Origin of the sequence: Klebsiella sp. 141251 (genome assembly GCF_050600725.1) — a bacterium.
Taxonomy (GTDB): Bacteria; Pseudomonadota; Gammaproteobacteria; order Enterobacterales; family Enterobacteriaceae; genus Klebsiella; species Klebsiella aerogenes.
Window position 1 is genome coordinate 338,810 of sequence record NZ_JAQIRG010000004.1, and the last position, 24,307, is coordinate 363,116.

Below are 24,307 nucleotides of genomic sequence, written 5' to 3' on the forward strand. Positions count from 1 at the left end.
TTATGTTGGCAACAAAGGGATAATGATTGACAGCATTTTTTCGTACTACAGGAACCTCTTAATCCTTAATAAACATAATGTTAAGAGGATAGAAGTCAGAAAGTCCCGAGTATACGACATAATTCCGTCATATGGCTGAAATAACGCAATGATTAACCGGTCATTATTCTTTTTAACCACATTGCAACACAATATATTTACACAAAAGCAACAAACCAGTGAATAATGTTGGATAAGATCAAAATACCAGCCATTGATATCATAATGAGAGGCTATTAGTGATCGGCGTCACAGATTAAGTCTAAGCCGGATATAGAATATGCCATACCTTCAGTCAATCATTTGAAAGGTGTATATCATGGAAAACAATAACAGGATGATGCCACACATAAGGCGGACAACGCATATTATGATGTTTGCTCACCGTAACAGCTTCGATTTTCATTTCTTTAATGCCCGGTAGTCTTCCGACTACGGGCGCTTCAGCATACAGGTCTTCCTGCATCTTTTGTTGTTAATACAGGCACTCGCCTGTAGCTAACCGCGCTCGCCCTAATAAATCCTGCTATTTACCAGCCACCGGACTGGTAGGGTTTATTGCATCTCAAAAGGTACTCTACTGATATTTATTATATCAGCGGCAGACTATTACCTTTTGTCCGGCGTAATCAATTTCTCATTTGAGAAATTGAGGGCCTGCTATTATCTGAAAATAAAGAGATAACAATGACTGATTTAAAAATTGCCGTTAGCCGTACATGTCCAAACTGTTTTTCTACCCAGCGTAATATTGTCAATACTAGCGAAACCAACTTTATTGATGTGGCCGCGGTAGTATTAACCCTGGAAGATATCGAATGCGGTAAACTCGATGAGTTAAAGGCCACTGGCTATAACATCCCGGTATTTATCGCTATTAATAAAGAAGAGGTTGTCCCGGCCGAATATATGGCTTCGGTGCAGGGGGTATTTGAACACGACGAAACCCGCAACGACTTCTACGGCCGCCAGCTGGAAGCCGCTGCGCATAAATATGAAACCGAGCTGCGTCCGCCATTTTTTAGCGCGCTGGTCGATTACGTCAAACAGGGCAACAGCGCTTTTGACTGCCCGGGGCATCAGGGCGGCGAATTCTTCCGTCGTCACCCGGCCGGTAATCAGTTCGTCGAGTATTTTGGCGAGACGCTGTTCCGCTCCGACCTGTGCAACGCCGACGTCGCCATGGGCGACCTGCTGATCCACGAAGGGGCGCCATGCATTGCCCAGCAGCATGCGGCAAAAGTCTTTAATGCCGATAAGACCTACTTCGTGCTCAACGGCACCTCCTCTTCTAACAAAGTGGTGCTCAACGCGCTGCTGACCCCGGGCGACCTGGTACTGTTCGACCGTAACAACCATAAATCCAACCACCACGGCGCGCTGCTGCAGGCCGGGGCGACACCGGTCTATCTGGAAACCGCGCGTAACCCGTACGGTTTTATCGGCGGTATCGACGCCCACTGTTTCGAAGAACGCTATCTGCGCGAGCTGGTTGGGGAAGTGGCGCCGAATCGGAAACAGGATGCCCGTCCGTTCCGCCTGGCGGTGATCCAGTTAGGTACCTACGACGGCACCATTTATAACGCTCGTCAGGTAGTCGATAAAATTGGTCATCTGTGCGATTACATCCTGTTTGACTCCGCGTGGGTCGGCTATGAACAGTTCATTCCGATGATGGCTGATTGTTCGCCGCTGCTGCTGGAGCTGAATGAAAATGATCCGGGCATTCTGGTGACCCAGTCGGTGCACAAACAGCAGGCCGGTTTCTCCCAGACCTCGCAAATCCATAAAAAAGACAGCCATATCAAAGGTCAACAGCGCTATGTTCCGCACAAGCGTCTGAATAACGCCTTTATGATGCACGCCTCCACCAGCCCGTTCTATCCGCTGTTTGCCGCGCTGGATATCAACGCCAAAATGCATGAAGGCGAGAGCGGCCGCAACATGTGGATGGACTGCGTCATGAACGGTATCAAGGCGCGTAAGCTGATCCTTGAAAGCTGCAAACACATCCGTCCGTTCGTACCCAAAATGGTCGATGGCAAACCGTGGCAGTCATATGAAACCGCGCAAATCGCCGTTGACCTGCGCTTCTTCGAGTTTGGTCCAGGCGAACGCTGGCATGCCTTTGACGGTTATGCCGAGCATCAGTACTTCGTCGATCCGTGCAAACTCCTGCTGACCACGCCGGGTATCAATACCGCCAGCGGCGAATATGACGCCTTCGGCGTACCGGCCACCATTCTCGCCAACTTCCTGCGTGAAAACGGCGTGGTCCCGGAAAAATGCGACCTTAACTCCATTCTGTTCCTGCTGACCCCGGCGGAAGATATGGCCAAACTGCAGCAGCTGGTCGCCCTGCTGGCGCGCTTCGATAAGCTGCTCGACGCCGATGCGCCGCTACAGGAGGTTCTGCCGTCTATCTACAGCCAACACAAAGAGCGTTATGCCGGTTATACCCTGCGCCAGCTGTGCCAGGAAATGCATGACCTGTATGCCCGCCACAACGTCAAACAGCTGCAAAAAGAGATGTTCCGTAAAGATCACTTCCCGCGCGTGGTGATGAACCCGCAAGAGGCTAACTACGCCTATCTGCGCGGCCAGGTCGATCTGGTGCCGTTGCCGCAAGCCGAAGGCCGCGTGGCCGCGGAAGGCGCCCTGCCTTACCCGCCGGGAGTGCTGTGCGTAGTCCCGGGAGAAGTCTGGGGCGGCGCGGTGCTTCAGTACTTCACCGCTCTGGAAGAAGGGATCAACCTGCTGCCGGGCTTCGCGCCGGAACTGCAGGGGGTTTATATCCAGGAGCACGATGGCCGTAAACAGGTCTGGTGCTATGTCATCGCGGAAAGCGAGAAACAAAGCGCGCTGCTGAAAGGGGAAACTGTATGAGCAAATCCAGTAACAAGATGGGAGTGGTACAGCTCACCATCTTAACCATGGTCAACATGATGGGCTCCGGTATCATCATGCTGCCCACCAAGCTGGCGGAGGTGGGGACTATCTCCATCATCTCCTGGCTGGTGACGGCGGTAGGATCGATGGCGCTGGCGTGGGCCTTCGCCAAATGCGGGATGTTTAGCCGTAAATCAGGCGGGATGGGCGGTTACGCCGAGTACGCGTTCGGCAAGTCTGGCAACTTTATGGCCAACTATACCTACGGCGTCTCGCTGCTGATCGCCAACGTCGCTATCGCTATCTCCGCGGTGGGTTACGGCACCGAGCTGTTCGGCGCCACCCTGTCGCCGGTGCAGATTGGCCTGGCGACTATCGGGGTGCTGTGGATCTGTACCGTAGCCAACTTCGGCGGCGCACGCATTACCGGCCAGATCAGTAGCATCACCGTATGGGGGGTCATCATTCCGGTTGTCGGCCTGTGCGTTATCGGCTGGTTCTGGTTTAGCCCGACGATGTACGTCGAGTCCTGGAACCCACACCACGTGCCGTTCTTCGGCGCCGTTGGTTCGTCAATCGCCATGACGCTGTGGGCCTTCCTCGGTCTGGAATCCGCTTGCGCCAACACCGATGTGGTCGAAAACCCGGAACGTAACGTGCCGATCGCCGTACTCGGCGGTACCCTCGGCGCGGCGGTTATCTATATCGTTTCGACCAACGTCATCGCCGGGATCGTGCCGAACATGGATCTGGCTAACTCCACGGCGCCGTTTGGCCTGGCGTTTGCCCAGATGTTCACGCCTGGCGTAGGGAAAGTGATTATGGGGCTGATGGTGATGTCCTGCTGCGGTTCGCTGCTCGGCTGGCAGTTCACCATCGCGCAGGTCTTTAAATCATCGTCTGACGAAGGCTACTTCCCGAAAATCTTCTCCCGCGTCTCGGCTTCCGGCGCGCCGATTCAGGGGATGTTAACCATCGTTATCCTGCAAACCGGCTTGTCGCTGATGACCATTAGCCCGTCGTTGAGCAATCAGTTCAACGTGCTGGTTAACCTGGCGGTGGTGACTAACATCATCCCGTACATTCTGTCGATGGCCGCGCTGGCGATTATCCAAAAAATGGCCAAGGTCGATCCCGGCAAAGCGCGTTCCACCAACGTGATAGCCTTTATCGGCGCGGTGTACAGCTTCTATGCCCTGTACTCCTCCGGCGAAGAGGCGATGCTCTACGGCGCGATCGTGACCTTTATGGGCTGGACGCTGTACGGCCTGGTATCACCGCGTTTTGAGATGAAAAACAAACACAGCTAATGCTGAAGCCGGCGGCGCGTCTGTCGCCGCCGGTACTCTTCGTGGCCGCTATTTGATATAGGAATCCAGCACCTTCAGCACCACGTCCAAATCTTCTTCACGTTTCACTTCATCGCCTTCATGAACGATATGTTCCGTCAGATGGCCCTTGATCACTTCACGCATTAGTCCGTTTACCGCTCCGCGAATAGCGGCAATTTGCTGCAGCACGGCGGCGCATTCGTGCGGCTCATCCAGCATCTTTTTCAGCGCGCTCACCTGCCCTTCAATCTTGCTGGCTCTGGCCTGCAGCTTCTTTTTATCCCGAATCGTATGCGACACGTTAACCTCACTAGCGAACTCAATGCCTCAATTATAGGTTTGTAATCTACTGGGGGGTAGTATCTTATACTGGGGGGGAGTAGAATCCCGTTCACCAACGACAACCTACTCTCTTCTTATGAACGAATTCTTACCGTTACTTCAGCAGGGCAATGCCTGGTTTTTCATTCCCAGCGCCATTCTGTTAGGCGCGCTACACGGCCTGGAGCCAGGCCATTCAAAGACCATGATGGCGGCATTCATCATCGCCATTAAAGGCACGGTACGTCAGGCGGTAATGCTGGGCCTCGCCGCGACCCTTTCGCATACCGCCATCGTCTGGCTGATCGCCTTTGGCGGCATGTATTTTAGCCAGAAATTCACCGCCGAAGCGGCTGAACCCTGGCTGCAGCTGGTTTCAGCGTTCATCATTCTCGGTACCGCAATATGGATGTTCTGGCGCACCTGGCGCGGTGAACGTAACTGGCTGCAGGCCATGCAGGATCGGGATACGCATCATCATGATGATGAAACGCAGATCGTCGACACCGGCCACGGTAAAATCGCGCTTTCTATCTTCGAAGAAGAACAACCGCCGCGCTGGCGCATACGCACGCTAAGTGGCAACCGATGGGCGGCTGGCGATGTCTCACTGGCGACACGGCGCAGCGGGAGCAGCTTCGCGCAGATGTTCTCCTTTGTTGATAGAGGGGATTATTTAGAATCCGCGCAGACCATCCCGGAACCGCATGACTTTAACGTCCGCCTGACGCTCGGCCACCAGCGCCATACCCACGATTATGATCTGGCGTTTCATGAACATCATCATCATGAACTGGACGGCCTTGAGGAAGGAAGTCAGGCCTATCAGGACGCCCACGAGCGGGCCCATGCGAACGATATTCAACGTCGTTTCGACGGCCGGGAGGTCACTAACTGGCAGATCTTACTGTTCGGCCTGACCGGCGGATTGATCCCCTGCCCGGCGGCGATCACCGTACTGCTTATCTGCATCCAGCTCAAAGCCCTGACCTTAGGTGCGACGCTGGTCCTCTCTTTCAGCATCGGCCTGGCGCTGACGCTGGTCACCGTCGGCGTTGGCGCGGCGGTAAGCGTTCGCCAGGTGGCCAAACGCTGGAGTGGTTTTAACACGCTCGCCCGCCGGGCCCCCTACTTTTCCAGCGTGCTAATCGGCGCGATGGGGATCTATATGGCGATCCACGGCTATCTCGGCGTGAGAGGTTAATTTGAGATGAATTCAGCGCCGCGTGAGGTTGCGCGGCCTGACATTTCTGGGGAAGGATAGCAGCTATTCAACGTGCTACAGTTGTCGCTGGATGTATTTACTTCAGGAATGACTTGATGTCCGAGTTCCAGCGCCCACAGCTGACGTTGCCCAACGGAGCCGATAAACTGCTGCTCCACTCCTGCTGCGCCCCCTGCTCCGGGGAAGTGATGGAGGCGATTCAGGCCTCCGGTATCGACTACACTATCTTCTTCTATAACCCCAACATTCACCCACAGAAAGAGTATGAAATCCGCAAGGAAGAGAATATTCGTTTTGCACACAAACACGGTGTGCCGTTTATCGATGCCGATTATGACACCGATAACTGGTTCGCGCGGGCCAGGGGGATGGAATGGGAACCCGAGCGCGGCGTGCGCTGCACGATGTGCTTTGATATGCGCTTCGAACGCACCGCGCTTTATGCCTACGAGCACGGCTTTAGCGTTATCAGCAGTTCGCTGGGAATTTCACGCTGGAAGAACATGCAGCAAATCAACGACTGCGGCGAGCGCGCCGCCGGACATTATCCAGACATGGTCTACTGGGATTACAACTGGCGCAAACAGGGCGGATCCTCGCGGATGATCGATATCAGCAAGCGCGAGCGCTTTTACCAGCAGGAGTACTGCGGCTGCGTCTACTCGCTGCGCGACAGTAATCTGCACCGAAAATCCCAGGGCCGTCCGCTAATTAAGATCGGCAAGCTCTATTATGGCGATGAAGGTAAGTAGCTGAAGGAAAGAGAATGATGTAGAGAAATAACGGGCCAGCAAAGGTCCGTTGTTTAATAACTTCACATAAATTTCATACTCTATTTCCTGGCACAATCTTACGGATGAGATAGTTCAACGCCACGGTCACAATCATCATCAACGTCAGCAAAACCCACAAGAAAGAGGGGTCGGCATCCCCATCGGCAAACCCCAAACCGGTGCTGTTCAAGAAATCGTTGCTAGTCCAGGATAAATAATCTAACAGCCCACCCAACGGGAAGAGAACGATGAAAAAAGAAGTTAATAAACAGAAAAATATTATGCGCATTTCATTCCCTGGCGATCAATTAAGGTTAGTCATATAATCACTTTCCGCCCCGAGTTAATCTAATAGCTGTACATAATGACAGCGCGATCTTAAAGTCAATATCCAGACTACGATATCGTCACGCATTGAATACTCAAATAGTAACTAACGCAGAAGTATGAACAATCATTGACACCCAAAATCTTAACCAGACGAGTGTTTCAATTTTATTTGCTGGCGGGAGACCCGATTTAGTAAGTAAAATGCGATTGTTTTAGTGAACATAACCGTATTGAGGCATTTGATGCCGATCGCGATAAAAAACACTCCTAAAATAGCACCGAGGAGATCGCCCGCATCATTACCCCCCCCCATAATGAAAGTAATAACAGCGAATAATAAAAATGCTATTGCAATGATTCCTGTCCCAGCAATGACACATATAAGAGATTTCAGACCTATCAATCGACCTCGTGCAGTAAGAAACGCCGGAATACAAATCAATATGCTATACAAAACTCCCGAGGGAAAAGCCGCAGCCAGTATAGCATAATCAGGCCATCCATTAAGTCTGAAAATAATTTCCCACACGGTAATTTGCGGCATAACAAAGCAAAAAATAGCAAATAGTATTCCGCCCACCATTGGAATACTGAGCGTATGTCCCCCGACTCTTGCTCCTACATATTCGGTCAATCGCTGCTTAACCATCTCAAGTTGTCGGGGACTCATTGACGCAAGATTTTTTTCCACATCAATATTTAACACAAGGCTGTTTTTTATATGCTCAATCATTATGCCAACCAGATTTTATGTTAATGAAAAGGATTGTATTATCCCTATCACATATTGTCCTGTTTTTTTTAGATTGTGTGGATTTCTAACAGTTCCGGAAATGCCGCTCCCTGCAAATGCCGATGAATTAACAATCACTTGCATCAACTCCCTTTGTAGAGTTCGTTGTAATACTTCAGATGGAAATCGTTTAGGATAATGCCCCATTTCTATAGCAGCTTTTATACCAGAGTTAGATATTCCCGGATTTTCATTACGAATGATTTCATAAGTAAGCCGCTTACGCTCAACCCTACTTAGGCCTCTTAGCCATGATAAAGCTTCTGCTGAAGATATTTTTTTCATCGTTTTCCACACTTCGATAGATTTCGCTAAGCCAGCCCCGGCACCTGCAAGAGAAATGATATCAAGGATAGTAGTCGTAGTAAGATACCAATCCTGCGAATCAAGCCATGCTAAACGCTCTTCCCTACCTCTACTTATTGTCCATAATCTTCCCGCACCGATAAAACATTGCCCAACGGTAGCTACGCCGCTGGCAGCAATAACTCCGGCTACCAGCACCGATGCTCCTGCCGTAATGGGAAGTATCGCCGTTCCAGTAAGCACAAGGGCTAATGTGATTGCAGCCGCTCCGCATGAAAGTGCCGTTGATGTAATTTCGGTGGCCAGTGATGGTGCCTGAAGTGTCTTAAGAATAGCTTTTGTGGAACCTTCTTGTGAGATATCACAAACCTTTGTGACAATAACATGACTTGCTATGCTTTGGACCGAATTGGCAATCCGCCGGGAAGGTCTTACCAACCATTGGCTCACACCATTAGAATAAATAATACCAACTCGATTGAAATTCCGCGAACAGTCCAATTGTTTTGCTAGATCATGAAAATTAAAATCAACTGGACCTGGCCCTCCCCATGTTGCTGGTCTATCAAAAGGAGAGATATTGTTGAGGCCATTACGGCCAAAATAATATTCAACCATTGCATAAATCCTTGTTAGCTTAACTCACTCCCAAGAAAATGGTGGCATAAAATCCAACAAAACTAATATCACACCAACCAAATTTAGCCCGCCAATAAATATGACTATTATCAACCTCTTCAATATGTTATTAATTGAAGTGTTAAACCCCCCCACTCTTTAAAGTAAATATCTATACTATTACAGAGCACTACCTTGAGAAGTTAAATGGTAACCAACTCCTGAGTTGTGAACAATCTTAGCGCACCTAAATGTTTTCCTAAAAATTCCAAAAAACAAAGGCATATTACATAAAGACGTAACAAAACTCAGAGAAGGCTTGCTTATTTTTTCTCTCAGTAAATTAGTGCCATGCGTCCATTAAACCAATATCTCTGGAATTATTACTCGAATCACTAACGCTTTTAAGCAATACGCCATACTCCTTCTATTTCCGCTAAGGATTATGGCGTTTGCGCTGATTAAAGAACCATATTCACCGGCGGTACCGCGCTTTTATCGATCTGTTTACCTAAGGCCTCCAGCGCGGATTGATATGGGCATAACGTGCCCACGCTGGTTTGCTGGCAATCAGGCTGACGCCACTCCTGTTGCAGCATCGGGTGCTGACGATCCGGCATCTGCAGGCGTCGCAGGTCGTCCAGGCTTTGCGCCTGGAAATAGACGCGCAGATAACGTTCGCCGTTTTTGCTGTTGCGCCAGCGCTCTATCACCAGACTGCTACCCGGCGGAATATTGCCCCGGCTGTAACCGGGCAGCTGCCAGCTAAAATTCATCAGCGTGCGCACCATCGCGATATTGGTGTCATGAGCCACCAGCAGCAGCCAGCGTACGTTCGGCGTGGCGTCCGCTTTTATGCCGTCCAGCATCGCGTTGAGCAGCACCGAGCCGCGCTTTTGCGCGGTGTACAGCACATCATTACTGAGATCGTAGTTTTCCGTTAACAGCGGCAGAATGGCTGTGATCTGGCTGGCGCGGGTAATCTTCCCCCATGCCAACTGGCTTAAGGGCAGGTTTTCACTCCAGCCCAGACGCAGCGTTTCAACCATATTGGCCATCACGCTCAGCCCGCTAATGGTGGTTTTACCGCTTTGGTTTTGCTCCACCTGCCAGGGCTTATCAAAAATGGGGCACGGTTTATCCTGTTGGCAAACCGCGGCTTTTAATAACTGGATCGTCGGCGCCAGCGCCTGCCGACGCTTCGCCAGATCGCCGGCTTTCGCCTTCACTTCCGCCAGCTGGCGGGCGGGATCGGTTTGCGTAGCCGTAAATTTATCGGTCTGGAACAGTGGGTCGGCATCACCGCTGACATAATGAATCGCCACGCCGCAGCCGGGGAATGCCCCATCTACCAGCGCCTGTGCGGTTGCCCGGGTACGCTGTAGCGGGCTGGCGCGAACATAAATATCCTCCGCGCTCGGACACTGCCCCTGCAGCAGGCCAAGCTGGCGATAATGCTGCCCTTCCGCGCGCCCTTTATTGGCGACCGCCGCATAGCCATGTCCGGTCAGTTCCCCATCGTGGGTGGTCCATTCGGTCCATGGACGCTGGGTCGCGGCTTCAATAGCTTCACGATTGCCGGGCGTTGGCGGACGAATGCCGTGGCGGCTTAACTCCACCACTTTTTCCAGTTGCCAGTTCGCCGCGACGGCGGATTGCATCGCCAACAGCGGCAGCGCACAGGCGATAAACAGGCGTAAAAAGCCCTGATGTCTTGCAGGCATCATAAAATCTTCCTTATCGATTAATAGGTTATGAGGAGAATGAAGTCTGCCGTTCGACGGCATGGCGTCGGGCGACGATGGCGGCGGTGGTAAAACAGAGTAACGCGGAACCCAATCCGGTGCCTATCCAGAACAACGCCAGCGTGCTGAAATCATAAATCGTTTTCCCGTTTTCGAGGATCGCGGTTTTATCGATAATCATCCCGGTCAGAAATTCACCCAACCCCGCCCCGGCATAGCTGGCGATGCCAATGGTTCCCAGCGCCGCCCCCGCCGCTTTGCGTGAAGAGATATCGACGGCGATCAACCCTCCGAGGAAACAGGTTAACGCGCCGATGGTCGCGCCGAAGACGATCATCGCCAGGATGTCGGTGTAGTAATTATGCGGCGACCAGAGCATTAAGGCGAAACCCGCGGTGTTGAGCAGGCTGATAAATCCGGCCATGACGCTGCGATTGCGCGGGAAAAAGCGGTCAGAGAGCATGCCGGCGATGATGGTCCCGGCGATACCGGCGATCGCGTTAACGCCGATGATGCCTGAGGCCTCAAGGGTGGAATAGGCTTTATCCTGCTCCAGAAAGAAGATCCCCCACGAGTTCACCGCATAACGGTCGATATACATAAATGCCGATGCCAGCGCCAGCGTCCACAGCGCCGGGTTACGCAACGCCAGCAGTTGATTTTTGAACACCGATCCCCGCGCTTCAGTCTCTTCCTGCGGTTCATCACGAATCACGTTAATGGAGGGAAAGCCGCAGCTCTGTGGCGAATCGCGCATAAACAGTAGCAACAGCACCACGCCAGCGGCGCCGAGCGCAGCCGTGGAGAGGTAGCCCATTTGCCAGCCAAAACCCGCGATCACCGCGGCGATCACCATGTAGGTCATGGCCTCGCCGATATTATGCGCCGTCGACCAGATGGCGTAAAACGTTCCCCGCTCTTTAAAGCCATACCAGCGCGCCAGCGAAACCGCACAAGGGCCGACGCCCATCGACTGCGCCCAGCCGTTGATCCCCCAAAAGATAGCCAGCAGCATGGCGTTGGTGGTCATGCCCATCAGCAGGTTCATCCCGGCGCTGAGCAATAGCCCAAGGCTCATGTAGCGCACCACGTTGGCATGATCGGCGATAAAACCGTTGACCAGTTTGCCGATGGCGTAGCTAAAGAATAGCGTCGAGCCAATCATCCCCAACTCCGTTGGGGTAATGCCTAATTCCACCAGCGCGCTTTTCGCCACGGTGAACGATAAGCGGCAGACGTAGAACGTCACGTAGGCCAGGGTCATGGCAATAAACGTTTGCCAACGTACCCGGCGAAAACGTTTTTCATCAAACGCGGCGCCCGCTTGCGGCGGCGACGCCCGGAAAAAATGAATAATTCCAGACATATAGTTTCTCCGACGGTCGGAGGCTTGACTGATTGATGTGCTTCGTCCGTGAGGGTCGTTATCGTTACTGTGTAGGGTACATAATCAGAAACAGCCCGAACCTGTAAGGGTTAATGTAATGGTTGAAGGATCATCTTTTGTAGTTGGGGATACAGCGTTTGGCTGGCCAACAGCAGAGGGTTGCCGTGACGAATCCCCTCTTGCGCCAGAAAGTCGTTGGCAACGCCTCCGGCTTCGCGCATCAAAACCAGACCGGGTAAGGCATCCCACGGATTCATGTGCGGTTCATAGTAGCCAATCAGTCGCCCGGCGGCCGCCCATGCGCTCATCAACGCGCCGGAGCCATTGCGGATGAACATGCCGCCATCGCTGAGCAGCGCGTCAAGAAAAGGCAGGAATTCCGCCGGCGTCACCCGATGCGACGTTCCGACGCCCATCACCCCTTCTTTGACCGTTGCTGCGGGATGTGGGCGGATTGGCGTCTCATTGAGCCAGGCGCCATGGCCCCGTAGCGCGTGGAACAGTTCACGATGGTTGGGATCGTAGACGACGCCAACCACCGGCTCGCCGTCAACGACGATCGCCAGCGACAAGCACCAGGTATGCAGCCCATTCAAAAAACAGCTGGTGCCATCAATGGGATCAACCACCCATAGCACCCTGGCGTCCGGCATCTGCGTACCGCTCTCTTCGCCGAGAAAACCATCCTCCGCAAACGCGTCAGTAATGCGCTGTTTAACAAAGGCTTCTACGCGTTTATCGGCCACGCTCACCACGTCCTGTAGATCATTGCCCTTATGCTCTACTGTCAGCGCCTCGCGCTGCTGATAGTATTCGAAAGCCAGCTCGGCACCCGCTTTCGCCAGCTCACAGGCCAGGCGATAGCGGGCCTGTAGCGCAGAGGAATCCAGTGATGTCATCATTTACTCCTTTTGCACACGTGTGCAATTTTATTTAAAAAAGCCCCGAAGAGCGCAGTGAGTGTGGATGGATTTTAGCGATAATTCTGTGATCGATTCATCATAAAATGAATTTTTCATTTAGCGCTATTACGAATTATTAATTTCACAGCAACTTCACGGTGACGTGAAGGTTGATTGAATTTGGCGATCCGGCTGACCAGCATCTCCACCGCGTGATAAGCCAACTGCGTGGTATCCTGCTGGATAGTGGTAAGTTGATAAGGCTGCCACTCCGCCTGGGGAATATCGTCGAAGCCAATAATTGCCGGCAGGACGGCTGCTGGATTATCCGCTCGTAGCCCATCCATCGCCCCAATCGCCAGCATATCCGTGGCGCAAAACAGCGCCTGCAATCCTGGCCTTTCCGCGGCGAGCCGGCGAGCGGCCGCAAAACCGGACTGATAACCGCCCGTTTCGCAGAAATGCGGCGTAACAGCCAGCCCGCTGGCATGGCGGATAAATCCCTCGTAGCGCTGCCGGGTGCTGAAATTGTCGCGATTTTCGCCAATAAAACCGACGTCCCGGCACTGGCCTGCGTGCAACAGCTCAGCGGCCAGTTTCCCGCCGAGCGCGTTATCGCTGCTGACGCGGTCGCAGCCGGGAAGTTCAGCGTGACGGTTGATAAGCGTAACGGGGATTTTTCGCGCAAGATACTCCTCAGCCAGCTCCAGCGGCGGCGCGCCGGAGGTGATAATGACGCCAGCGACGTGATAGCTGAGAAGATGTTTTAGCGAAGGAGCTAACTGCTGCGGATCATCGGCGTTCATCAACAATGGCATAAATCCATGCAGCGCCAGCTGGTGGATCAGCGGCGCCAGCAGCTTACTGCGAAAAGGGTTATCGAACCCTGAAGTGATGATGCCGATAAAGTTGCTGCTGCCGGTGTTCATCGTACGGGCGATGATATTGACCTGGTAGCCCAGAGCTTCCGCGGCGGCCTGCACTTTGGCGCGGGTTTTCGGCGACACCGAGGCCCCGGGCGTGAAAGCGCGGGAGACGGCTGAACGGGAAACGCCGGCAAGCTTCGCCACGTCTTCTGCTTTAATCCATTTTTTATCGTTCATCACTTTGATTTTTCAGTGAAATCCATCAGGCATAGATGTATCGCTCAACACATTACCCTCGTCACGCTGAAGGCTATGTGTCCCGAGAACACTTTGGCTTTCACTATACCCTGAATCGGGTCGGTGATGCCGGTCAACCGGCGCAGATAATGACATTTTTTATTATCACGTTAACTGAACAGAAGTATAAACTTTTCGTGATATTGTTTCTTTCGTTCGCGCACCAATTATAATAATTATCATGATTCTTCATAAAGAAATAAAAGCGCGGTTAAAGAAAAAACGTAACCAACTAAATTATAATAATTTTATTATGAAATTTATTTCATAAACATTATGTTATAAGAACTTAAATATAATAACGTTAACGGTTAGATATTAATAACAACCCTATATCTTCACGATATTAAACGTGTTCCGCGCGATATCTTGCGCGTGACGTGAAATAAAACTTAACGATGGAAACGTCTATGTCAAAACTGGATTTCCGATCCAAAAATACCTGGCGCGCGCTGGCGTCCATCGCGGTCATCGTCGGGGCAACGGCGGCGGCATTCGCCTGGACCTCAGGCTGGCTGGGCTCGCGAACCACCAGCCAGTCATTAGTCCCCGATCCAGACAAGCCGTTTCCTGCCGGGTTCCGCCGGGCGCACGGTAAAGGGATCTGTTTTACCGGGACGTTCGAGCCAGCCGGTCCAGCCGTTGCTTATTCCACCACGCGGCTCTTTTCACAGTCGGAGACCCCCGTTGTCGGGCGATTCTCCATTGGCGCAGGTAATCCGCACGCGGCTGATAATTCAACGAAAACCCTGAGCATGGCGCTGCTACTGAAAACGGACGATCAACAGCAATGGCGTATGGCAATGAACAACGAGCCCTACTTCGCCACGCGAAACCCGGAGGGCTTTCTTGCCATGAAAAAGGCCACCGCCGTCGACCCGACCACCGGTAAGCCCGATCCGCAGCGCCTCGCCGCATTTTTACAGGACTACCCGGAAGCCGGTAAATATTTGCAGTGGGCGGCGCAAAAGCCAGCGCCAGGCGGCTTTGCCGGGGCGACATTTTATAGTATTAACGCTTTCTATCTCGTGAACGCCGACCGTCAGCGCCAGCCCGTACGCTGGATGATGCGGCCGCACGATCCATTTGTCTCTATCCCTGATGAACAACGACAGAGAGCCGACCATAACTTCCTGTTCGAACAATTACAGCAGCGGCTTTCTCAGCATCCCATTTACTGGGATTTGGTATTGCAACTCGCCCAACCTGGCGACGCGGTGGATGACCCTTCTCAGCCATGGTCAAACGATCGTCAGCAGGTCGTCGCCGGTACGCTCAAAGTCACCCAACTCGTCGCCCAAGCCGAAGGGGCCTGCCGTGACGTTAACTTTGATCCCTCCATCGTGCCTGCTGGAGTAGAGGTCTCTAACGACCCCGTCTTAAATGCGCGCTCTGGCGCCTATTCGCATTCCTGGAGCCGTCGCGAACGGGAAATTGGCTACGGCAAAGCAACCGAAGCCGTGCAAAAACAGGAGGTTAAATGATTTCGAATAAACCTGACCAAGAGCGCGCGCCGCAGCATTTCAACCCTCTGGCGAGATATCTACATTGGCTGATGGCAATCATGATCCTGGCCATGCTGTTCATCGGCGCCGCCATGATGACTTCATTACACCACCGCATTTGGTTGGTGGATGTACATCGGCCATTGGGGATCGCTATTTTGCTGCTGGCGCTCATCCGCCTGGCCAACCGGTTTTATAGCCGGCAGCCACCTCTTCCTGCGGAGCTCTCACGCTGGCAGGTACTGGCGGCAAAAGCGTCACACTGGGCGCTGTACGCGCTGATGCTGGCAATGCCTTTACTTGGCTGGGCGCAACTGTCGGCTGCGGGCGTTCCGATTGTTATGTTTGAAGGACTTAACCTTCCGGCCATTACCCCGACCAGCCCGGCGCTTTTTGCCTGGTTTCACGACGCCCATCGCCTGTTAGCTAAACTGCTCTTTGCGGTGGTGTTGCTACATCTCTCGGCGGCATTAGTGCACGCATGGATATTCCGCGACGGCGTGTTTGCCAGCATGGCAAAAAGCGCTAGCCGGTCCAGTGAACCACCTGTAAAGCGGTGAAATTTAATAACAAGGTTCGTTGAAGTAAAAATAAGGGGCTTCGGCCCCTTATTTTTTGCATTCGAAAACTCTGCAGCCACTCACTATAGCGCTCACCTATAAAAATTAGCCCGTCCGTTATTTATTGCGCAATCACCAATAGCGTTGATGATTAAATAAAAAAGGGGACGGAGTGAATTACCCAATCACTGTTTAAAAAACATACAGAAATTAATATATATTCGCGCATATCATTTTCAAAAAATGATGTAGATCATATTCCCGCACCTGCCCTGTGAAAAAATGCGCTTAATAACCAAGTAAGCATTTACTTAATACAGAGGGGATATATATGGGAAGCGTCAGCGCGGGTACTGCGCATAAAATGGGGTTAACGGCACTAACCCTTGTGACAGCATCAAATATGATGGGTTCCGGTGTTTTTATGTTGCCGACCAATCTCGCCGGAGTGGGATATATTTCACTATGGGGATGGTTGTTTACTATTATTGGCGTAATTGCGCTGGCGTTGGTTTTCGCTAAAACCAGTCTTATTACCCCTCGCGCGGGAGGGATCGTGGCCTATGCCAGCGATGCGTTTGGCCCTTTCATCGGTTTTCAGACGACGGTTTGCTACTGGATCAGCGCCTGGATTGGCAACGTCGCGCTCCTCGTCGCCGGGGTCGGCTATCTGAGTTACTTCTTCCCGGCGCTGCATAATCCGGTTTACGGTTGTATCACCGCTATCGCTATTCTGTGGGCATTTATTGCCTTAGGCAGCCTGGGGGCTAAAACGGCTGGGCGCGCGCAGTCCTTCACCGCCAGCTGCATGCTGGTCGTCGTGCTGGGTGTGGGCATTGTCGGCTGGTTCTGGTTTGACCCGAAAATGTTCTCTGAAGTCTACAACGGGACGGGCAACAGCGACAGCTCAGCCATCGTCTCCGCGGCCTCCATTGCGCTGTGGGGTTTCTTAGGGGTGGAATCCGCCGTGGTCTCCAGCGGACAGGTGGAAAACCCTGAACGCACGGTGCCTCGCGCGACCGTATATGGTCTGCTGATTGCCTCCGTATGTTACGTCGGTAGCTGTACCGTTATCATGGGCCTGGTTCCCCACGCTGAACTGGTCAAATCTGCCGCCCCATTCGCCGATGCGGCACGCTATATGTTTGGCGATATGGCCGGCAACATCGCCTCCGCGCTAAGTATTATCGCCTGTTTTGGCTCCATTTCCGGCTGGTTGATCCTGCAGTCAGAAGGCCCGCGCGCAGGGGCGAAACAGGGGTTATTTCCGCAGATTTTCGCCGAGACCAATAAAAATGATGTCCCGATGAAAGGTCTGATTATTTCTGGCGTGCTGATGAGTCTGGTGCTGTTACTGACGGCTTCCCCCGATCTCGCCAAACAGTTCCAGGTGGTGATTCTGATGTCGGTATTTGCCTCCCTGCTGCCTTATATGTATGCCATTATCGCGCTACCTATCATCATGGTTTCTAAAAAGCTCAACCGTGGACGTGGCTTTATGTTTTATTGCGTCCTGACTGTCATCGGTATGATTTACAGTATATTTGCCCTACTCGGTTCGGGTACTGATTCCATTTTCTGGGGCACAATTATGATGATGGTAACCATTCCTCTATTTTCGTTTGTCGCGGCCGGACGTAATAAAAAAGGCCAGGATATCCTTTACCTTCAAAAATAATATTTTATTCACCAACATAAATATGGAGATTCATATGTCTTTATCTATTGCCGATCAAAATAAACTTGATGCATTTTGGTCATACTGTGTAAAAAATCGCTACTTTAATATTGGCTACCCTGAATCTGCTGATTTTGATTACACCATGCTGGAGCGTTTTCTGCGTTTCTCAATTAATAACTGTGGTGACTGGGGGGAGTACTGTAACTATTTACTCAACTCTTTCGACTTTGAAAAAGAAGTCATGGAGTATTTCTCCGGCATATTCAAAATTCCCTTTGCGGAAAGCTGGGGTTATGTCACCAACGGCGGCACAGAAAGTAATATGTTTGGTTGCTATCTGGGAAGAGAGCTGTTCCCGGAAGGCACGCTCTACTATTCAAAAGATACTCACTATTCCGTGGCCAAAATCGTCAAACTGCTGCGTATCAAATCGCAACTGGTGGAATCTCAACCAGACGGAGAAATGGATTATGACGATTTAATCAATAAAATCAGGACCTCAGGCGAACGCCATCCTATCATTTTCGCCAATATTGGCACAACGGTACGCGGGGCTGTTGATAATATCGCTGAGATACAGAAGCGTATCGCTGCGCTGGGGATCCCACGTGAAGATTATTATCTGCACGCGGATGCCGCGCTAAGCGGCATGATCTTGCCCTTCGTGGAGGACCCACAGCCGTTTACCTTCGCCGATGGTATCGATTCGATTGGCGTTTCCGGACACAAAATGATCGGCTCCCCGATTCCATGCGGCATTGTGGTAGCCAAGAAAGCCAACGTCGACCGTATCAGCGTAGAGATCGACTACATCTCCGCCCACGATAAAACGATTTCAGGGTCACGCAACGGTCATACCCCTTTGATGATGTGGGCCGCCGTTCGCAGCCATACCGATGCCGAATGGCATCGCCGCATTGGTCACAGCCTCAACATGGCGAAATATGCCGTGGATCGCTTTAAAGCAGCAGGTATTGACGCGCTGTGCCACAAAAATTCCATCACGGTGGTCTTTCCGAAGCCTTCTGAATGGGTATGGAAGAAACACTGCCTGGCAACGTCCGGCAACGTGGCCCATCTGATCACCACCGCTCACCACCTGGACAGTTCCCGGATTGATGCGCTGATCGATGACGTAATCGCCGACCTGGCGCAACGGGCGGCATAAGAGTGAGCAGCGGCAAACTGCCGCTGCCCGCTGGACAATCTGGTGGGTTGCAGCGCCAACCGGAACCCGCCAGACCTGCACAGTATATGGGAATTTCGCATCAGGAGTCATAAACGATGAGTGCAAAGTTAAAAGCCATACGTGGTATGCGCGACGTACTGCCCGCCGAAACGCCAATCTGGCAATGGCTTGAAAATAAATTCCGCCGTCTGACCTACCGTTATGGCTACCAGGAGATCCGCTTACCCCTGCTGGAACCGGTCGCCTTATTCGAACGTGCTGTTGGCGAAGCCACAGATATCGTTGCCAAAGAAATGTACAACTTTACGGATAAAAGCGGTGAACAGATTACGCTGCGTCCCGAGGGGACCAGCGGCTGTATGCGTGCGGTGCTGGAAAATAATCTGTGTTACAACAAAACCCAGCGCCTGTGGTATCAGGGCCCGATGTTTCGCTATGAACGCCCGCAGAAGGGACGACTGCGTCAGTTCACGCAGTTTGGTGCTGAAGCCTTCGGCATGGCCGGGCCGGACGTCGATGCTGAAATGATTTTTATGGTCCGGGATTTGTTCCAGGAGCTGGGCCTGACCCCGCATGTCAGGCTGGAAATTAACTCCCTGGGCACGCCGGATGAGCGGCGGGCCCATAAGGCCGCCCTTGTTGACTGGTTTAATGCTCATCGTGAGCAACTGGATGAAGATAGCCTGAAACGGCTGGAAACCAATCCATTACGTATTCTCGACAGCAAAAACCCGACCATGCAGCCCATGCTGGAACAGGCGCCGCGATTGCTGGATTACCTGTTCGAAGACTCCCGTCACCATTTTTCGCTGCTCTGCGAACTGCTCGATAAGGCCGACATCCCCTATACCATCAATCCGCGTCTGGTGCGTGGGCTGGATTACTACACCCGCACCGTGTTTGAGTGGGTGACTGATGAACTGGGCTCGCAGGGCACCGTCTGCGGCGGCGGCCGCTACGACGGCCTGGCGGAGTTATTTAATCCGAAGGCGTTGCCAGCCTGCGGTTTTGCCATCGGTATCGAACGCCTGCTGTTACTGATTCAGACCGTCAGCCAGAAAGATAATCCGTTGTGGCATTTTCACCCTGACGTGGTCATTACCAGTGAATGTCAGGATGATGGCCTGCGGGCCCAGATGCTGGCGGAGCTTCTGCGCCAGCGTATTGAAAAGTTAAGCGTGATGGTGGATTGCAGCGGCAACAAACTTAAACGCCAGCATCAGACCGCCCTGCAAAGTCAGTGTCGCGCGATTATCACGCTGAATACCGACAATGAGATACGGCTGTGGGACCTCGCCAGCTCCCGTCAAATGTCGCTCGAAGAGAAAGCGCTCATTGACTGGCTGCAACAGCACTGCCAGTAAACACGTCCAGATTGGGTACCGTGCGGCAGGACGGTACTCGTCGCGGCGCTTATCCCGCCTTCAGCATTTCACCCTGACAAACAAATAGAGCCTTAACCAGAGAATCGTGGACATGCCGAGAAAAAACAGATTATTTATTCCGGGGATGCCGCATCTGGCGCAGCTTCGCGGGCATAATGGCGAAGCGTTATTCCGCCACAAGGAGGATTACTCTGCCTTCGAACGGTGTATGCAAGACGCGGCGCAACGTTACGCCGTGTCTATTCATAGTTGGTCACTTGCCGTCCCACGTATCCTGCTGCTGGTCAGCGCTCCGGATAAACAGGCGCTAAGCCGTTTTATTCAGCATATCGGACGCAGCTATGTGCCTTATTACAATCGTCGTTACCAGCGGCATGGCGCATTGTGGGACAGCCGCTACTTATGCAGCCCCCTGGAACCAGAAACCTATTTCCTGGCCGTGAAACGCTTTATTGAATGTGACGAGGACGGGAGCCCGGGATGCCATAGTCACGGTAATCTGCCTTCAGGTTTGATAGTCCCCCATCCTGCCTGGCTCAAGCTCGGTGAGAATGAGCCACAGCGACAGGCCCACTTCCAGGAGTTCTGCCGGCAACCGGTAAATCGGGCGCTGGTGACCAGGATCCGCCATGCACTGACGCAAAATTGCCTGCTCGCCTCGCAAGCGTTGAGCCAGCAACTTGAAGCCCAGATGGAAAGGCCGCTACGGGCACGACATTGCGGCCGTCCGCGCAAATATGAATCCTCCCCGTCAGAACAGTGGACCTGGCTGGAGCTTCAGGCTGAACAGTTTCTGCGCCAGCATGGCTATCAACAAATCAGGTTACCCTTACTTGAACATACATCGCTATTTGCGCCAGGCGGCCCGGTGATGGCCGACAAGGGAAAATTACGTGGCGATGGGACAACCGGATGTCTACGCCTGATGGCAGACAATCCTCATACCACGGTAATGAGCCGGATTTGGTATTCAGGCGCCATGTTCCGTCAACGCTCCCTGGATGGAGATATCCGGCAAAATCATCAAATTGGCGTCGAAGCATTCGGCATGCCCGGCGTTGATATCGAACTTGAGCATCTGGTCATGCAGGCGGTTTTCTTCAGGCGTATTGGCCTCGGTGAAATGGCGGAACTGCATATTAATATGCTGGGTGACGAGGCCTCGCTGGCGGCTTTCCGCCGGGCATTGCGCGATTACTATCAGCCCATCGCGCGTTTGCTGAACCCGGAGCAGCAGCAGTGGCTGGAGAAACATCCGGAGTGGTTGATCCATCATGAGGATATCCTTCTTCAGCGTCTTGCTCCTGCGGCGCCCTGTCTGGCGGATTTTATTACCGTCGACTCCCGTCATCGGTTCCAGCGCCTTCAGCATGCCCTGACCCAAGCCGGTATTGCCTGGCAGTACGATCCTGCGCTGTTTCCCGCCAATGACTATTGTCAGCTGGTCTTTGAATGGCGCAGCATCGCCATGGAGCGCGAGTTAATCATCAGCCGCGGCGGCCGATACGACGCCTGCGCCAGCCGTATTGCTGAAAAACCGGTTTCCGCCTGCGGTTTTGCATTCATGATGGAGCCGATTGTCACTCTGCTCGGTTATCGTCCCCAACCCGCCAGAGCACATCCGCCGACCGACATTGTGATTATTGCAGGCCAGCCCCGTGTGGCTGCTAAGGCAATGCTGCTCGGACGTAGCCTGCGTCAGCAATTTCCCTATTTAAGCATCATCAACGACTGCTCCCCCCAACGAATCAGCACTCGCTATAAAAATTCCAGACGTCTGGGGGCAAGATTTATCCTTGAAATCGAAGGCGACGGAGAAACGATCATCCTCTCTGATTCACGGGACCATCGTTTTAAGATTTGCACGCTTGATAACATCACCGATCGGCTCGCGCAGGTCGTTCTGTCTCAGTGATGGGCGCTGGTCGATAAGAGGATTTGCTTATCTCACTCCATTATTTGATTAAAAGGACGTCGTGCATCCTGCAGCCATGGAATACGCCTATCGTTCGGGTATAACAGACAAAAGCGCGTCGCCAGACGATGCGCCTCGGCCAGGTCCCTCTGCTGCAACGCCAGCAAGATCTGCGTGAAGGAGACATTCGGGTCCGGTTGAACACGCACATAGTCAGGCGCCCAGCGGCGAACGGCTGCCAGCCAACGCTCATCACGGGTATGTTGATATCGTTGTAGATACCCCATCTGGACATCAAACCGGTAGCGAGTGGCAAGCAGCCAGCCTCCCACAGGGAGAGATTCGGCCAGACGCCACTGCGTCGATTGTCGCTCCGCCAGCGTCAGTTGCTGTTGTGTCTGCAGCGTGAGAAACAACAATGGAGTGATGACAGCAACCGCGATCGATGCCACGGCACGCAACTGCGACGCCAGGGTGAACGGCAGCCGGGCCCCTTTTCGCCGGCAGTCTGCGCAACGAAGCAACAAAATCAGCAGTAACCAGTGTGGCGTTGACTGCCTGACGGGGTATTCCGTCAACATATGGATAACCACGGGTAGCGCCGCCACCAGGCAGGCGCGATGCCAGCGATTGCCGTATAGCCAGAGCCATAAACCACTTGCCATAAAACAAAGCGCTCCTACCAGCCCAACCAGCCCTCCCTCCACCAGCCACAGCGCCAGTTCGTTATGCGGATGCGAGATGCTGCTCAGCCCCAACGGCCCCGCGCGTTCAAGAAACACGGCGGCGAAACTGCCCACGCCCCATCCTGTCCACGGACGTTCGGCAAATAATGCCAGCGATGCTTTCAACACCGTCCAGCGCACCTGAGAGGTCGTCAGGTGATTAACCGTCACCACCGACAAGAAATGGCGGGCAAGCGCGCCCGCAATCATGCCTATCGCCAGCGGCAGCAGGAGTAACAGCAGCGTACGGCGCTGCGCAGGAAAAACAGCCAGCAGCAAGGCCTCGCCTACCGCCACAGACAGGTAACCGGTTTGCGACTGAGACTCATGCAGAACAAATCCCATTATCACCAGAGCAATCGCGATGATAATTCGATATCCGCCACGTAGCCGTAAATAGAGCAATGCTGACAGCAGCACGCCACACGCCGTGAAGCTGGCCATCAGATTAACCTGCTGAAAAATACCGTAGGGGCGCGTACCGCGCCGCCAGGCAAACTCCCAGTAATTCACTCCCGGCCAATGCCAGTATTGATAGGTAAACGCCAGACATTCGAGGACGCACGCGCCCCAGAGCAGAGCCAACAGTAGTGTCAGCGTGTTTGTCGTAAGCGGAATTTGCAACGTCGCCAAATAGACGAGCACGCCTCCTGACAACGCCCCCGCCACCAGCAGCGCCTCGGACCGCCAAATCTCAGGCGTCAATAGACAAAGCAGCGTCAGAATGAGCGCGCCCATCGTAAACCCCGCGGCGGGTATAGTTATCCGCCAGCGTTGACGGGGTACCAGCATTGATGCGCTAGCTGCCAGCACAACGGCATAAATCCAGGCCGTAATATTTAGCGGCAACGACAAACCGCTGCCGCCGTTATTCGGCCAGTAGAGATGCATTGCCCCGCCCCAGAACAGCAGACTGACAACGAGCAATACTCTCTGCGCCGGCAGCGGCGCAATACGATGCAATACGTTCATCATGCTACTGGTAGTTCAGCGTCCAGGTCCCGCTGGCGCTGAAGGGGCCGTATTCGAGAGTCTGATTTTTTATCGCCGACGGTTCCGCCGCGACCCATGCCAAAAAGTTCAGCGTCATCGAGCCTTCAGTAATCTCTTTGACTGACGTGCTTTCATCAAGGCGGATTGCCGTACCATCCTCTTCGCTCATTCCAATGCCGATTCCGGAGGCGCCTTGTTCACTGCTATCCAGCGCCAGATGATCCGCCAGCTCCGCATCTTCACTGCCGCTGAAAGTGACCGAGATCCCGCGAAAAACCTCCGGGTTGCAGTCGCGTAACTCAATGCTGAATTTTTTAGGCTTACTGCGCCCCGAGAGATAGAGATCCTGCGTCGCGATTTGCCCGAAATCGACCTCGATTTTATCGCCTCCTGGCGCAAGACTGCAGGCCAGCGCTCGAATGGTGCCGTGAAAGTACATATCGCCGCCGACCAGCTTAGTATCGGCCTGCGCCATGCCGCCAAGCAGTAGCGCGCTTGTCGCGATTAACGCCGTAAATCTCATGGCATCCCC

General features: G+C 53.0%; 20 protein-coding genes. 11 read left to right on the forward strand and 9 right to left on the reverse strand.

The annotated features are described in order from the left end of the window. Positions 1 to 358 precede the first annotated feature (358 nt). The 3 genes from speFL (at position 359) to potE (ending at position 4,238) form a co-directional block, all read left to right on the forward strand. Positions 359 to 463 carry a leader peptide SpeFL gene (speFL, locus tag PGR09_RS11940; RefSeq protein ID WP_006819052.1) on the forward strand — a complete coding sequence of 35 codons (105 nt, stop codon included), beginning with the start codon at positions 359 to 361 and terminating at the stop codon, positions 461 to 463. 263 nt (positions 464 to 726) lie between these two features. After that, positions 727 to 2,925: an ornithine decarboxylase SpeF gene (gene speF / locus PGR09_RS11945; protein WP_015369855.1), complete on the forward strand. Its 2,199-nt coding sequence runs from the start codon at positions 727 to 729 to the stop codon at positions 2,923 to 2,925. After that, entirely contained in the window at positions 2,922 to 4,238 is a 1,317-nt protein-coding gene (potE, locus tag PGR09_RS11950; protein ID WP_045391927.1) for a putrescine-ornithine antiporter, read from the forward strand. The genes speF and potE overlap by 4 nt, the downstream gene beginning before the upstream one ends. Before the next feature lie 48 nt (positions 4,239 to 4,286). Here the strand turns inward: potE and rcnR are convergent, their stop codons facing one another. Next, positions 4,287 to 4,559 (reverse strand): Ni(II)/Co(II)-binding transcriptional repressor RcnR, encoded by a 273-nt coding sequence (gene rcnR / locus PGR09_RS11955; protein ID WP_015369853.1) that lies wholly within the window; start codon positions 4,557 to 4,559, stop codon positions 4,287 to 4,289. A 118-nt stretch (positions 4,560 to 4,677) separates the two neighbouring features. Between rcnR and PGR09_RS11960 the strand changes: the two genes are divergently transcribed. Continuing rightward, the gene (locus tag PGR09_RS11960; protein ID WP_430916173.1) at positions 4,678 to 5,784 is read left to right on the forward strand and encodes a nickel/cobalt efflux protein RcnA; all 1,107 of its coding nucleotides are present in this window, start codon (positions 4,678 to 4,680) and stop codon (positions 5,782 to 5,784) included. Positions 5,785 to 5,900: 116 nt separating this feature from the next. Then, on the forward strand, positions 5,901 to 6,557 hold the full coding sequence (locus PGR09_RS11965) for an epoxyqueuosine reductase QueH (protein ID WP_430916174.1): 657 nt from the start codon (positions 5,901 to 5,903) through the stop codon (positions 6,555 to 6,557). A 493-nt stretch (positions 6,558 to 7,050) separates the two neighbouring features. On the opposite strand, the gene PGR09_RS11970 is transcribed toward PGR09_RS11965, so the two are convergent. From PGR09_RS11970 to PGR09_RS11995, 6 genes are all read right to left on the reverse strand, one after another. Then, the gene (locus tag PGR09_RS11970) at positions 7,051 to 7,641 is read right to left on the reverse strand and encodes a hypothetical protein (protein WP_430916175.1); all 591 of its coding nucleotides are present in this window, start codon (positions 7,639 to 7,641) and stop codon (positions 7,051 to 7,053) included. Positions 7,642 to 7,656: 15 nt separating this feature from the next. Beyond that, on the reverse strand, positions 7,657 to 8,625 hold the full coding sequence (locus PGR09_RS11975; RefSeq protein ID WP_430916176.1) for a hypothetical protein: 969 nt from the start codon (positions 8,623 to 8,625) through the stop codon (positions 7,657 to 7,659). Positions 8,626 to 9,086: 461 nt separating this feature from the next. Beyond that, the gene (locus PGR09_RS11980; RefSeq protein ID WP_430916177.1) at positions 9,087 to 10,352 is read right to left on the reverse strand and encodes a histidine phosphatase family protein; all 1,266 of its coding nucleotides are present in this window, start codon (positions 10,350 to 10,352) and stop codon (positions 9,087 to 9,089) included. A 25-nt stretch (positions 10,353 to 10,377) separates the two neighbouring features. Next, positions 10,378 to 11,736 carry an MFS transporter gene (locus PGR09_RS11985; protein WP_396279432.1) on the reverse strand — a complete coding sequence of 453 codons (1,359 nt, stop codon included), beginning with the start codon at positions 11,734 to 11,736 and terminating at the stop codon, positions 10,378 to 10,380. 110 nt (positions 11,737 to 11,846) lie between these two features. After that, entirely contained in the window at positions 11,847 to 12,656 is an 810-nt protein-coding gene (locus PGR09_RS11990; RefSeq protein WP_047043988.1) for an inositol monophosphatase family protein, read from the reverse strand. A 116-nt stretch (positions 12,657 to 12,772) separates the two neighbouring features. After that, positions 12,773 to 13,729: a LacI family DNA-binding transcriptional regulator gene (locus tag PGR09_RS11995; RefSeq protein WP_161801926.1), complete on the reverse strand. Its 957-nt coding sequence runs from the start codon at positions 13,727 to 13,729 to the stop codon at positions 12,773 to 12,775. A 503-nt stretch (positions 13,730 to 14,232) separates the two neighbouring features. On the opposite strand from PGR09_RS11995, the gene PGR09_RS12000 reads away from it, so the two are divergent. The 6 genes from PGR09_RS12000 to PGR09_RS12025 all read left to right on the forward strand — a co-directional run bounded on the left by PGR09_RS12000 (position 14,233) and on the right by PGR09_RS12025 (position 22,057). Then, the gene (locus PGR09_RS12000) at positions 14,233 to 15,306 is read left to right on the forward strand and encodes a catalase family peroxidase (RefSeq protein ID WP_320482724.1); all 1,074 of its coding nucleotides are present in this window, start codon (positions 14,233 to 14,235) and stop codon (positions 15,304 to 15,306) included. After that, positions 15,303 to 15,887 carry a cytochrome b gene (locus tag PGR09_RS12005; protein ID WP_045391946.1) on the forward strand — a complete coding sequence of 195 codons (585 nt, stop codon included), beginning with the start codon at positions 15,303 to 15,305 and terminating at the stop codon, positions 15,885 to 15,887. The genes PGR09_RS12000 and PGR09_RS12005 overlap by 4 nt, the downstream gene beginning before the upstream one ends. A gap of 331 nt (positions 15,888 to 16,218) precedes the next feature. Continuing rightward, entirely contained in the window at positions 16,219 to 17,565 is a 1,347-nt protein-coding gene (hdcC, locus tag PGR09_RS12010; protein WP_289575869.1) for a histidine-histamine antiporter, read from the forward strand. A 34-nt stretch (positions 17,566 to 17,599) separates the two neighbouring features. After that, positions 17,600 to 18,736, forward strand: a complete 1,137-nt coding sequence (locus PGR09_RS12015; protein ID WP_015369839.1) for a histidine decarboxylase — start codon at positions 17,600 to 17,602, stop codon at positions 18,734 to 18,736. A 116-nt stretch (positions 18,737 to 18,852) separates the two neighbouring features. Then, a complete protein-coding gene (hisS, locus tag PGR09_RS12020) occupies positions 18,853 to 20,121 on the forward strand; it encodes a histidine--tRNA ligase (RefSeq protein ID WP_045373961.1) in 1,269 nt (422 codons plus the stop codon). Positions 20,122 to 20,266: 145 nt separating this feature from the next. Next, positions 20,267 to 22,057: an ATP phosphoribosyltransferase regulatory subunit gene (locus tag PGR09_RS12025; protein WP_227505041.1), complete on the forward strand. Its 1,791-nt coding sequence runs from the start codon at positions 20,267 to 20,269 to the stop codon at positions 22,055 to 22,057. A gap of 32 nt (positions 22,058 to 22,089) precedes the next feature. Here PGR09_RS12025 and PGR09_RS12030 read toward each other — a convergent pair whose 3' ends face one another. Further along, the gene (locus PGR09_RS12030; RefSeq protein WP_430916178.1) at positions 22,090 to 23,757 is read right to left on the reverse strand and encodes an O-antigen ligase family protein; all 1,668 of its coding nucleotides are present in this window, start codon (positions 23,755 to 23,757) and stop codon (positions 22,090 to 22,092) included. Between the two features lies 1 nt (position 23,758). Next, complete coding sequence (locus tag PGR09_RS12035) at positions 23,759 to 24,298, reverse strand: fimbrial protein (protein WP_049056550.1); 540 nt, start codon at positions 24,296 to 24,298, stop codon at positions 23,759 to 23,761. Between the last annotated feature and the right edge of the window lie 9 nt (positions 24,299 to 24,307).